Here is an 11,623-nt window from a genome sequence, read left to right as displayed (position 1 = left end):
CACCAGCGGTGACGACTTCGAGTTCTACACCGCCCACGTCGACGAGCAGAACTACGTCCGCTACGACGGGCCCGTGCCCGGCGACTCCACCGCCTGGGCCGCCGCACGCATGATGGCCTCGGCCGCCGAGTTCCTCGCCGCCGGCCTCCCCGTGCCGACCATCTTCGAGTTCCCGCACTACGCCGGTTCGGCCGCCGACTACAAGGCCGTCAAGCAGCTGCGCTTCACGGCCCGCTACGAGCGCAGCCTGTACTTCGCCGGCACCCTGTCGGGCACCGCGCCGCAGTACGACCACATGGCGGGGCAGTTCTTCCCCTACACCGTCACCGACGTCTACGGCTCCAAGGTGCTGCCCGAGAACCTCGGCAACATCGAGCCGGAGGCCTTCAACAACCACCCGGTGGTGCTGCCCGACAAGCTGATCGACGCCGCCCGGGCCAACCTGGTGGTGCGCGACGGCGTGGCCAGCTTCTTCTACCACCCCTACCTGGGCACCAAGTGGCTGGAGGAGACCATCGACGGGATCAAGGGCCTGGGCTACACCTTCGTGCCCGCCAAGTCGATGCTGTAGGACCGCATAAGGGCCACACGTGCGAAAGGGAGGGTACGGCGCGCCGCGCCGTACCCTCCCTTTCTCGCTTTGCTCCGGTCAGGAGGCGTACTTGGGGTAGCCGTAGCCGGTGACCTGGGACTTGGGGCGCACGCGCTGCTCGACCTTGCCGTTGCCGGTGTTGCCCTCGATCGTGGTGATCGTGCCGTCGCCGTTGTCCTTCTTCACCAGGCCGACGTGGTCGATGCCGGAGACGTCGCCGCTCTGGTCCCAGTCGAAGAAGACGACCGAGCCGGGCGTGGCCTTGGTGCCGAAACGCCCGTTGTCCTTGAACCACTGGGCGTAGGTGACGGTGTAGGCGTCCCAGCCGACGCTCGGGCGCAGGCCGACCTGCTCGCCGACCCAGGAGACGAACATCGCGCACCAGGGGGCGTTGGCGTAGGACTTGACGCTGCCGCCGTCGCGGGCGACGGTCTCCTTGGCCCGCTGGGAGCCCATGTACCAGGCGTGGAACTTGGTGCCGCCGCCGTCGCCGTTCTCCTCGACGCCGATCTGCTCCTCGGCCACCTTCAGCAGCTGCTCGGCGCTCACCTTGGCCAGGCCGTCCGCGGAGGGCTGCGCCGGGGCGGAGTCGGCGTGGGCGGTGCCGCCGGTGGCCAGGGTCGCCGCAGCGGTGGCGGCCAGGCCGAGGGTGGCGGTGAGGAGACGGGCGCGGGTGGTGAGGCGGGCGGCGAAAGTCACGAAGGCGATCCCTTGTTCGGCGACAGGACTCCGGCCGTCGTCCTCCGCCGGGGGCGGGAGACGGTGCCGGTGAAGGCCCTGCGCTAGCGGCCTTCGTCATCCAGTAAGCCGTCCGGGCGTAGCGGGAGAAGTGCGTGAAAGGTGCCGTACGGGTGCAGCCTTCTGCGAACCCTCACATCCCGCCGGAACACCGGAAAACATCCGCGCTCCACGACGGGACACGACGGATTCGGGGAGTGGTCCGGCACGCGCGGCCCGGAGAGGGGAAAACACCCCTCACAAATCCCCATAGGCGTGGCGCATGGGAAATTCGTGGTATTAGCCCGACATTCCCTTTAACCAGACAAGCCTGACAGGGCTGACTGTACGAATATTTTTCGCGACGCGCCGACGGCGCACTGGATCGCTGATTCGCCAATTCGATATAACGGGCTGCATGAGTGGTAGCAAGCGCGGACCTGACCCCAAGTGGGGGCCGGTGAAGCAGCACCCCCTACGGGTGCCCGTTGAGCTTCTCGGCGACATCAAGACATTCGCCCAGCAGCGCGGATGCTCCGTGAACGAATACATCGTCACGGTGCTGGCACGCGAGCATGACTTCGTTCTGGCTCCGCCGCCACGTCCGGCGGCGCAGGACCAGCTCCCGCTCATCGAGGGGCGTCAGGAGGCGGCTGCATGACAATCTTGATTCACCTCCGAAAGAGGAGGCGAAAGCGCTAACGTAAACCGCCGCTAAAAAATGCGGTGCCCATAAACGCGGAAGCCCCCGCGCTGCGGCCTCACAAACCATGCGCGAGGGACTCCCCCATAAACACCTGAACCAGAAACCGCAGACGTCCAGAAGATCTCTGGACCGGAACTTCCGAGATCCTCTGTCGCCGACCGCCAGAGCCTCAGAAGAGCCTCAAGCCCGAAGCTTCCGAAGTCATATCGGCGGCCGGAGCTTTTGCGTGCCTGGAACAGGGTCTAACACCTGTGGAGTCCACCATAGACGATTGGCCCCCGGGTCGGCCACTCCTGCGCAGAAACAGCCCCTCCCGCGTGTCCCGGCCCGTCTCACGAAATGCCAGTTCCCACCCGACTACGACTAATTTGAGCAAAGTACCCCCCATGAAACATATGCATAAGTCAATTCCCCCCGGCCTCACCACGGCCCAGTCCCTGCTGCTGTGGTACCAGGTGATCGCCGCCTGCCCCGACGCGGCGCACCGCCGCGCCGACTGGTGGCGCAACACGATGAACATCGTGTGGGTGCTGATGACCCACGCCGGCTCCGACATGGTCACCAAGCCCTGGAGCGGCGCCACCTGGGAGAAGCTCGCCCGCGAGGCCGGCGTCTCGCGCTCGACCCTGGCCGACCGGCTGCGCTGGCTGCGCGTCCACGGCTTCCTGTCCACCCTGCTGTCGGGCTCCACCCCGGCGCTGCGCGCCGGCAGACGCGGTCTCCGCGACGGCCTGGGCAACCTCGCCGCCCAGTACGCCCTGACCATCCCCGAGGCGGTCCTGGAGGCCATGGACCCCGAGGAGCGCGAGAGCCTGGTCCCGCCGGTTCCCGAGGTCGTCCCCGAACGCTGGGAGGACGTGCCCTGGCCTGTGGAAACGCTTCCTGTGGACGTAACTCGGACCCCAAGGGTTTCTCCTTACGTAGGAGAAAGATCTATAAGCCCCGTACACGCGCGCGAGGGCGATCAAGATCGCGCGCCGCGAAAAAATCACGCGCCCGCACCGGCGAGCTCCGCGCCCGCGACACCCGAGCCTGCGTGGCCGGCCACCGTCACGCCCGTCACCAAATCCCAGCGGCTGCAGGCCTGTCAGCGGCTGCGCCGCGACGACCCGGTCCTGCGCAAGATGCCGGAAAAGCACCTGCGGTCCCTGCTGCGGCCGCTGTTCCAGGCCGGCGCCACCGTCAGCGACGTCAAGCACGCCTTCAACGTCCAGCCGGACGGCCGGCCGTGGCCCTACACCGACGACCCGCGCTGGCTGCCCGGCTGGGTCCGCTGGCGCGTGGCGGCCTGGGCCGACGACGACGGGACGCTCCGGGCACCGCTGCCCTCGCAGGTGCGGGCGGAGGCCAACCGGGTGCGGCTGCTGGAGCAGGCCCGCAGAGCCGAGCGCACGGCCAGGGAGCAGGAGAACCGGGGGGCGCCGGACCCGGTGGCCCTGGCCCAGCTGAAGGTCTACCTGCACGGGCTGGCGCGTGATACGCGGCGTTCCCGTACGGCCCTGGTATGAGCGGCGTGAGCCTCGAATCGGGAGTTGTGCGACTCATCCGCCTTTACAATGTAAAGGCGGATGAGTCGCACAACTCACTCGTACAGGGAGGCGACTACCGAACTCGCCCAGCGCATCCGCTCGCAGGCCAGTTCCGGGTGCTCGCCGAACTCCTGGGCGAAGGCGGCCACGCAGCCGGCCTCGCCGCCGTGCTGGTCGATCACCTGCAGGATCGCGGTGTCGGCCGCCTCGCGGTCCAGGAGGACGGTCGCCGAAACGGGCGCCAGAGCCAGGGCTTCGGCTCGGACGGTCTTGCTGATCTCGGTGCTCATCGGGATGTCATCTCCTTGTCCGGTGCTGCGGGATCCGGTGCTACGGGTCGGTCATGTACGACGTATGACCCCATTACGTGTGATGTGGGTCTCATGGGGGGTTTCCCCATGGGTGCGGAAGGGTTGCGCCCGGTGCCTGCGGCGGGGCATCGCCACAGGCACCGGGCACGATCAGGGACGCGCCGGTTACGGGAACCTGACGCTCCACGAGTCGAGGTAGCCGTTGTTGCGCAGCGGCAGCAGGGTGCGCAGGCGCAGTTTCCAGGCGCCGTCGAGGGCGCGGCCGGCCACGGGGACGGTGTAGACGGCGTTCAGGTCGGCGCCGCGGTCGCGCAGGCTGAGCTTGCGCAGCGGGATCGTCCTGCCGTCGGGCAGGACCAGGTCGATCGTGAGATCGGCCCGGCTGGCCCGCTTGACCGCCACGGTGACGGTGGCGGAGTCGGCGCCGTCGGCCATGCCGCGCACGGTCAGGCTCGCCTGGCTGCCGTACCACCGCTTGGACAGCGGCACGTCGATGTCGCTGACGAAGTGGGTCTCGGCGGGCGGCTCGGGCTCCGGCGCCGGGGGCGCCGGGACCTCCTCGGTGCCGCTGTAGGCCAGCAGGTCGGGCGAGCCGGTTCCGGCGTTGCCCACGATGCCGGGGGTGGCCTGCTCGGTCAGGGCCCGGGAGACCTGCTGCGGGGTCGCGGCGGGGTCGGCCGCCAGGTGCAGGGCGGCCAGGCCGGCCACGTGCGGGGCGGCCATCGAGGTGCCGCTGATCGTCCTGGTGGCGGTGTCGCCGGTGCTCCAGGCGGAGGTGATGCCCACGCCGGGTGCGAACAGGTCGAGGCAGCGGCCGTAGTTGGAGAAGGAGGCGCGGGCGTCGGCGGCGGAGGTGGCTCCGACGGTGACGGCCTCGGAGACCCTGGCGGGCGAGGCCGCGCAGGCGTCGGCCGCGCTGTTGCCGGCGGCGACGACGTAGGTGACGCCGGCGGCGACGGAGCGGCGGACCGCGTCGTCCAGGGCGGTGCTGGTCGATCCGCCCAGGCTCATGTTGGCCACCGACGGGCCGGCGGCGTTCTGGGTCACCCAGTCCACTCCGGCGATCACGCCGGAGACCGTGCCGCTGCCGTCGCAGCCGAGCACGCGCACGGGGTGCAGGTCGGCGCCCTTGGCCACGCCCCAGGTCTGGCCGCCGACGGTGGCGGCCACGTGGGTGCCGTGCCCGTTGCAGTCGGCGGTGCCGTATCCGTCGCCGACGGTGTCCACGCCGCCCGTCACGCGGCCGCCGAAGTCGGTGTGGCCGGAGCGGATGCCGGTGTCGATGACGTAGACGTCGACGCCGGAGGCGGTCGTCTCGTAGGCGTAGGAGCCGTCGAGGCCGTTGGCGCGCTGGTCGAGGCGGTCCAGGCCCCAGGTGGGGCCGGTCTGGGTGTCGGTGGCGCGCACCCGGGTGTCCTGCTCGACGTAGGCGACCGTGGGGTCTCCGGCGAGCATGCGGGCCTGGGCCTCGGAGGCCCGTACGGTGAAGCCCTTGATGCCGCCGGCGAAGGTGCGGGCGACCTTGCCGCCGCGGCGGGTGGTCAGCTTGCCGGCCTGCTGGCGTACCGCGGTCGAGGAGACGGCGGTGCCGTTCTTCAGCACGACGATGTACTGGCCGGAGACGAGCTGTCCCGCCGGCTTGCGGACGGTGCCGGGTTTGTCGGCGGCGTGGGCGGCGGTGGCCAGGCCCGTCCCGCCCAGGAGGGCGACGGCGAGCAGGCCCGCGGTCGTCATCGTGCGCATGGTTCGGTGCGCGTGACGCATGCCTGTGCGACGCATCTGTGTCCCTTCCATGGCGCCCGGGGTCTCCCACCGCGTGCGGCGTCCCTGCCGCTGCGGGCGACGGGCGCCGAGGCGCCGTCGCGGGCTCAGACCAGAAGTTCTCTGGTACCTCCGCATCGGCACACGGCCTGACGCCTTGAGAGAAACGAGGAAAAAGAGCGCGAAAGCGGAAGGGCGCGGTTTTCAGGACTTCCTCAGGTGCCGTCCGGGACCGCCGATGAAAGGGCTGGCTTATAAGAGAGGGAGAGGACCATCGTGGACGAGTTGGGCGACATCATCCAGGAGTTCCTGGTTGAGAGTCACGAGAACCTGGACCAGTTGGACCGGGACCTGGTGGCACTGGAGCAGGACCCCGGCTCCCGGGAGATGCTTTCCAGCATTTTTCGGACAATCCACACCATCAAGGGCACCAGTGGCTTCCTGGCGTTCCACCGCCTGGAGACGCTGACCCACGCGGGTGAGTCGCTGCTGTCGCGTCTTCGCGACGGCGCCCAGCAGATGAACCCGGCCAGTGCGGACGCCCTGCTGGCCATGGTGGACACCGTGCGCACGCTGCTCGGCTCGATCGAGGAGACCGGCGGTGAGGGCGACGTCGACGTCGAGTCGGTCATCGCCCAGGTGCAGGAGTGCATCGAGGACCCCTCGGCGCCCAAGGCCAAGCCCGCCGCGGCGAAGGCCAAGAAGGCGGCCGCGCCCGAGGAGGCCGCCGCCGAGGTCCAGGTGGAGACCGAGACCGAGGCGGAGCCCGTCGCGGAGGCCGCGCCGGAGCCGGTGGCCGAGGCCGCTCCCGAGCCGGAGCCCGTCAAGACCGTCAAGTCCGCGGGGCCCTCCCCCGCCGCCCCGCCGGCGGCCGAGGAGACCGGCCAGAACTCCCGGCGCAGCATCGCCGAGAGCTCCATCCGCGTGGACGTCGACCTGCTCGACACGCTCATGCGGCTGGTCGGTGAGCTGGTGCTCACCCGCAACCAGATCGTCCGCGGCGTCAGCGAGGTCTCCGACCCGGCGCTGGTGCGTACCACCCAGCGGCTGAACCTGATCACCAGTGAGCTGCAGGAGAGCGTCATGAAGACGCGTATGCAGCCCATCGACCACATCTGGTCGAAGCTGCCCCGCGTCGTGCGCGACCTCAGCGGCTCCCTGGGCAAGCAGGTCAAGCTGGCCATGGAGGGCAAGGAGACCGAGCTCGACCGCAGCCTCCTGGAGGCGGTCAAGGACCCGCTGACCCACCTGGTGCGCAACGCCGTCGACCACGGCATCGAGACCGTCGAGGAGCGCGTCGCCAAGGGCAAGCCCGGCCAGGGCACCCTGACGCTGCGCGCCTACCACGAGGGCGGCCACGTCATCGTGGAGATCAAGGACGACGGCGCGGGCATCGACGTCGAGCGGGTGGCGCAGACGGCGCTGGACCGCGGCGTGGTCACCCGCGACCAGCTCGCCCGGATGGAGTCGCGCGAGATCATCGCGCTGGTCTTCCAGCCCGGCTTCTCCACCGCCAAGAAGGTCACCAACGTCTCCGGCCGCGGTGTCGGCATGGACGTGGTCAAGACCAACATCGAGCAGATCGGCGGCGCCGTCGATGTGGACTCGACGCTGGGCAAGGGCACGACGTGGCGGCTGACCATCCCGCTCACCCTGGCGATCATCCAGGCCCTCACCGTCGAGTGCGGCGCCGAGCGCTACGCCATCCCGCAGGTCGGCGTGGACGAGCTGGTGTTCGTCGACGGCCAGTCCGGCCAGGCGATCGAGCACGTGTCTGGCGCGCCGGTCTACCGGCTGCGCGGCAAGCTCCTGCCGCTGGTCCGCCTGGACGAGACGCTGGGCCTGCCGGTGCGCAACAGCGACCGCGACGTCTACATCGCGGTGCTGCAGGCCGACGGCCGGCGTTTCGGCCTGGTCGTCGACCGGGTCCTGAACACCGAGGAGATCGTGGTCAAGCCGCTGACCGGCCGGATGAAGGACGTGGGCGTGTACGCCGGCGCCACCATCGTCGGTGACGGCAAGGTCGCGCTGATCCTCGACATCCCGTCGCTGGCCCGCCGCTCGCACCTGGCCGCCGAGGCCGCCGAGCGCGCGCAGCTCGACCACGCCGACACCCGTCCGCGCGGTGGCAGCATCGAGCGCCTGCTCATCGCCGGCATCGGCGAGCGCCGCGTGGCGATCCCGCTCGACATGGTCACCCGTCTGGAGGAGTTCCCGGTCGAGCGCATCGAGCGGGTCGGCAGCCGGGAGGTGGTCCAGTACCGCGACCACATCCTGCCGGTGATCCGCCTGGCCTCGCTGCTGGGCTGCTACGACGTCTCCGAGGGCGAGACCGTGCCCGCGGTCGTCTACACCGAGCGGGGCCGCAGCGTGGCCCTGGTCGTCGAGCAGATCGTCGACATCGTCGAGGACCACATCGAGTCCCGCAGCGACCTCGACGACGACGGCCTGACCGGTTCGGCCGTCATCCAGCAGCGCGTCACCGAGTTGCTGGACGTGCGGCGGGCGATCCTCGCCGCCGACCCCCGCTTCTACGCAGAAATGTCCGAAATCACCAACTCGATGGTCGGAGCCTGACAATGCCCAGCCGCCAGTACGCCACCTTCGAGGTGGCCGACCAGCTCTTCGGGGTGGACGTGGCCCAGGTGCAGGAGGTCCTGCGCTTCCACGAGTACACCCGTGTCCCGCTGGCGCCGACCTCGGTCGGCGGCCTGTTCAACCTCCGCGGCCAGGTCATCGCCGCGGTGGACCTGAGGGTCCAGCTCGGCCTGCCGCCGAGGGACCTGAACGTCCCGGCGATGAACGTGATCGTCTCGGTCGACGACGAGTGGGTCAGCCTGCTCGTGGACCGCATCGGTGAGGTCATCGAGCTCGACGACGACGCCTTCGAGCCGCCGCCGGACACTCTGGCGGGCGCCTACCGCAACCTCATCGTGGGCACCTTCAAGCTTCAGGACCGCCTGATGCTCGCCCTCGACGCGCGGCGCGCGGCCGACACGACCGTTCCGGTCCCGGCCCAGCACTCCGCCTGACACGCGGGCCGGCACCGCGGCCGGGCAGGGCCGCGGCGCCGACAGGAGGCAAGGGGGTGCGGGGCATCCGTACGGGTGCCCCGCACCCCTTTTCCCTGTCCGGGGCAGGCTCCTCTCCCCGGGGCGCGCGGGGGCGCCGCCCCCGCGAGAAGACGGCCGATACGCACCGGATTGACCTCATCTCATAGGGTCATCGGCCGATCACATGAATATGACCGTGCTCCGTACCTGGTGGCTCGTGGTGGCCGCGGCGCTGGTGAGCGTCCTCATCACGATGACGATCGGCACCCTCACCGGTGAGATCGTCTACTTCGGCTGCTACGCCGCCGTGTGCGCCGCCGCCTGGTGGGCGGCGCTGCGCCCGGTCGCGGGTTCCGGCACCCACGTCGGCCGGCGGCCCTGGCTGCTGATCGCCCTGGGGCAGAGCCTGCTGCTGATCGGCGATGCGGTGATGTCGGTCTTCTTCTACTTCCTGCCGGAGGTCAATCCCGTCGGCTGGATGGACGTCCCGTGGCTCGGCGGGTACGCCGCGATCGGCGCCGGACTCATGATCATGGCCCGGCGGCGGGCCCGCGAGCAGATACGCGAGCCGCTGCTGGACATGCTCACCCTGACCACCGCCGCGACGCTCGGCCTGTGGCGGGTCATGGTCGATCCGGAACTGACGGCCAGCGGCGGGCAGTACACCACGGAGATCCTGCTGGACGCCTCCTACATGGTCGGCGACGTGCTGATCATGGCGGCGGTGCTGCTGCTGGTGCTGTCCCCGGGCGTCCGCGGCGTCCCCACCTGGCTGATGATCGTGGCCGGCTTCGGCCGGCTCCTGGCCGACGTCGGGCGCGTGATGTGGCAGTACGAGATGATCGCCATGCTGATCAGCGGGGTCATCTTCTTCGCCAACGCGCTGATGGTGATCATCATGATGCGGTCCGACCGCGACGAGCTGGTCCGCCCCGGCCGCCGGACCCGGACCCTGCACCCGGCCCGCATCGTCTTCCTCGGCCTGGCCCTGCTGACCGCCCCGGCCATCGCCGTGGCCGAGGGCTCGGGCTCCGGCGGGGAGCGCCTGGCCCTGCTGACCGCCACCGTCGCCGCCAGCGGCTTCGTGCTGGCCCGCTTCACCGCCGCGGTCCGTCAGCAGGAACGCGCCGAGCGGCTGCTGACCTACCAGGCCTCCTACGACCCGCTCACCGGGCTGGCCAACCGGCGCACTCTGCACACCAGGCTGGAGGAGTGCGTCCCCGGTGACGCCCTGCTCTATCTGGACCTGGACGGGTTCAAGGCGGTCAACGACACCCACGGCCACGAGGCCGGGGACGCCCTGCTCATCGAGATCGGGCGCCGGTTGAGCGCCGCCGTACGCGAGGAGGACCTCGTGGCGCGGCTCGGCGGCGACGAGTTCGCCCTGCTGTGCCCGCAGAGCGCCGCCGGCATCGACATGGTCCCGCTGGCCGAGCGGGTCCTGGCGGCCATCTCCGAGCCCGTCGTCTACGGCGACCACGAGCTGCGGGTGGGGACCAGCATCGGCATCGCCGTCTTCCGGGAGGGCGTCAACTCCTCCCGTGACCTGATCCGCGACGCCGACGCCGCCATGTACCAGGCCAAGCGCGGCGGCCGGGGCCGCTGGGTGCTGGCCGAGCCCTCCGGTGAGAGCCCGCTGAGCCTGGTCGGCTGACGGTTCCCGGACCGCAAGGCTGCCGGATCGCAAGGCTGCCGGCCGCCCGGCGCGCGGCTCCCGGCTCAGAAGTCGGTGATGATGCGCTTGAGTGCGCCGTGCAGGCCGGTCAGGCCGTCCTCGCCCAGCATGTCCGCCAGGCGGCGTTCGATCTCGTCGATCACGGCGTACCCCTTCACCAGCGCCCGGTCGCCCTCCTCGGTGAAGACGATGAGCTTGGCCCGGCGGTCGGCGGGGTCGGGGACGCGGCGCAGGTAACCGAGCTCCTGCAGGTCGTCGACCAGCTCCCCCATCGCCTGCGGCGTCATCTGGGCCTTCTCCGCCAGCCGGCTCAGCCTGACGCCCTCGTGCTCCATGTGGAAGAAGACCGTGGAGTGGGCGGGCCGGATGCGGGGGTCGAACTCCTTGCTCGCCTCGAACATGAGGTCCGACAGGCGCAGGTAGGCCTCATACAGCAGGGCGGTCATGTGCGGCGGATGCGTGGCGGCCAAGGGGTTCCCCTTTTTGCTAAGGTAGCCTTATATTAAGGATACCTTAATAGGAGGTGCGTGATGAACCAGCAGGAGATCTGGGCCGCCCTCGAAATCGAACGACGCAGTCTGGCCGACATGTTCGACGGGCTGTCCCCCGGCGACTGGGAGCGGCCCTCGCTGTGCGAGGGCTGGCGGGTCCGCGACGTGGCCGCCCACCTCGCGATGTCCGTCGAGATCAAGGTGGGACCGGCGCTGGTGGAGTTCCTCAGGGCGCGCGGCAGCTTCAACCGCATGATCCGCGACTCGGCCGTGCGGTACGCGCAGCGGCGGCCGATCGGCGACATCATCGAGGAGGTCCGCGAGTCGGCCACCTCCCACCGCCGGGCGCCCACCACCAAGCCGCTCGACCCGCTGTTCGACGCGCTGGTGCACGGCCAGGACGTCGCCGTTCCGCTGCGCATCGAACGTCCCATGCCGATGGAGGCGGCCCGTGTCTGCGCCACCCACATCTGGGAGCGCGGCTTCCCCTTCCATCCCCAGCGGCGGCTGCGCGGCCTGCGGCTGGTCGCCATCGACAGCGACTGGGCGGTCGGCGAGGGAGAGGTCGTGCAGGGCCCGCTGCAGGCCCTGCTCCTGCTGATGAGCGGCCGGTCCGCCGCCGCCCTGCCGGAACTCGGCGGCGCCGGCATGCCCGCGCTGAGCTCGCGTATCTCCTGATCAGATGGAGAAGCGGCCCACCAGCGACCGCAGCTCCGCCGACATCCCGGCCAGCTCGGCCGCGGCCCGCTGACTCTGCCCCACGCTCTCGCTGGTCAGCTGCGCCGCCC

General features: G+C 70.2%; 11 protein-coding genes. 7 read left to right on the top strand and 4 right to left on the bottom strand.

Annotated elements, in window-relative coordinates:
• Positions 1–571, top strand: a 571-nt coding sequence (locus tag Pta02_RS40235) for a DUF2334 domain-containing protein (RefSeq protein ID WP_203880315.1), incomplete at its 5' end; no start/stop codon positions are given.
• A 78-nt stretch (positions 572–649) separates the two neighbouring features.
• Here the strand turns inward: Pta02_RS40235 and Pta02_RS40230 are convergent.
• Positions 650–1,291 carry a CHAP domain-containing protein gene (locus Pta02_RS40230; RefSeq protein ID WP_203880314.1) on the bottom strand — a complete coding sequence of 214 codons (642 nt, stop codon included), beginning with the start codon at positions 1,289–1,291 and terminating at the stop codon, positions 650–652.
• Positions 1,292–1,727: 436 nt separating this feature from the next.
• Between Pta02_RS40230 and Pta02_RS40225 the strand changes: the two genes are divergently transcribed.
• Together Pta02_RS40225 and Pta02_RS40220 are read left to right on the top strand one after the other, a co-directional pair.
• A complete protein-coding gene (locus Pta02_RS40225) occupies positions 1,728–1,970 on the top strand; it encodes a hypothetical protein (RefSeq protein WP_203880313.1) in 243 nt (80 codons plus the stop codon).
• A gap of 431 nt (positions 1,971–2,401) precedes the next feature.
• Positions 2,402–3,523 carry a hypothetical protein gene (locus tag Pta02_RS40220; protein ID WP_203880312.1) on the top strand — a complete coding sequence of 374 codons (1,122 nt, stop codon included), beginning with the start codon at positions 2,402–2,404 and terminating at the stop codon, positions 3,521–3,523.
• 74 nt (positions 3,524–3,597) lie between these two features.
• Here Pta02_RS40220 and Pta02_RS40215 read toward each other — a convergent pair whose 3' ends face one another.
• A complete protein-coding gene (locus Pta02_RS40215) occupies positions 3,598–3,834 on the bottom strand; it encodes a hypothetical protein (RefSeq protein WP_203880311.1) in 237 nt (78 codons plus the stop codon).
• Between the two features lie 186 nt (positions 3,835–4,020).
• A complete protein-coding gene (locus Pta02_RS40210) occupies positions 4,021–5,589 on the bottom strand; it encodes a S8 family peptidase (RefSeq protein WP_239131597.1) in 1,569 nt (522 codons plus the stop codon).
• A 303-nt stretch (positions 5,590–5,892) separates the two neighbouring features.
• Here Pta02_RS40210 and Pta02_RS40205 point away from each other — a divergent pair, with 303 nt between their 5' ends.
• The 3 genes from Pta02_RS40205 to Pta02_RS40195 all read left to right on the top strand — a co-directional run bounded on the left by Pta02_RS40205 (position 5,893) and on the right by Pta02_RS40195 (position 10,323).
• Entirely contained in the window at positions 5,893–8,193 is a 2,301-nt protein-coding gene (locus Pta02_RS40205) for a chemotaxis protein CheW (RefSeq protein WP_203880309.1), read from the top strand.
• 2 nt (positions 8,194–8,195) lie between these two features.
• Positions 8,196–8,648 (top strand): chemotaxis protein CheW, encoded by a 453-nt coding sequence (locus tag Pta02_RS40200; protein WP_203880308.1) that lies wholly within the window; start codon positions 8,196–8,198, stop codon positions 8,646–8,648.
• Positions 8,649–8,859: 211 nt separating this feature from the next.
• Entirely contained in the window at positions 8,860–10,323 is a 1,464-nt protein-coding gene (locus tag Pta02_RS40195) for a GGDEF domain-containing protein (RefSeq protein WP_203880307.1), read from the top strand.
• Positions 10,324–10,388: 65 nt separating this feature from the next.
• On the opposite strand, the gene Pta02_RS40190 is transcribed toward Pta02_RS40195, so the two are convergent.
• The gene (locus tag Pta02_RS40190) at positions 10,389–10,814 is read right to left on the bottom strand and encodes a MarR family winged helix-turn-helix transcriptional regulator (protein WP_203880306.1); all 426 of its coding nucleotides are present in this window, start codon (positions 10,812–10,814) and stop codon (positions 10,389–10,391) included.
• A 60-nt stretch (positions 10,815–10,874) separates the two neighbouring features.
• Between Pta02_RS40190 and Pta02_RS40185 the strand changes: the two genes are divergently transcribed.
• The gene (locus Pta02_RS40185; RefSeq protein ID WP_203880305.1) at positions 10,875–11,513 is read left to right on the top strand and encodes a maleylpyruvate isomerase family mycothiol-dependent enzyme; all 639 of its coding nucleotides are present in this window, start codon (positions 10,875–10,877) and stop codon (positions 11,511–11,513) included.
• Positions 11,514–11,623 lie beyond the last annotated feature (110 nt).

This window comes from Paraplanobispora takensis (assembly GCF_016863195.1).
Taxonomy (GTDB): Bacteria; Actinomycetota; Actinomycetes; order Streptosporangiales; family Streptosporangiaceae; genus Planobispora; species Planobispora takensis.
The sequence above is the reverse complement of the archived record's forward strand: the minus strand, read 5'-3'. Positions and strand labels throughout refer to the sequence as shown.

Bases quoted from the DNA above. Each gene is read 5' to 3' on its own strand.
- Pta02_RS40225 (WP_203880313.1), top strand. From the start codon at position 1,728: ATGAGTGGTAGCAAGCGCGGACCTGACCCCAAGTGGGGGCCGGTGAAG.
- Pta02_RS40220 (WP_203880312.1), top strand. From the start codon at position 2,402: ATGAAACATATGCATAAGTCAATTCCCCCCGGCCTCACCACGGCCCAG.
- Pta02_RS40215 (WP_203880311.1), bottom strand. From the start codon at position 3,834: ATGAGCACCGAGATCAGCAAGACCGTCCGAGCCGAAGCCCTGGCTCTG.
- Pta02_RS40210 (WP_239131597.1), bottom strand. From the start codon at position 5,589: ATGACGACCGCGGGCCTGCTCGCCGTCGCCCTCCTGGGCGGGACGGGC.
- Pta02_RS40200 (WP_203880308.1), top strand. From the start codon at position 8,196: ATGCCCAGCCGCCAGTACGCCACCTTCGAGGTGGCCGACCAGCTCTTC.
- Pta02_RS40195 (WP_203880307.1), top strand. From the start codon at position 8,860: ATGACCGTGCTCCGTACCTGGTGGCTCGTGGTGGCCGCGGCGCTGGTG.
- Pta02_RS40185 (WP_203880305.1), top strand. From the start codon at position 10,875: ATGAACCAGCAGGAGATCTGGGCCGCCCTCGAAATCGAACGACGCAGT.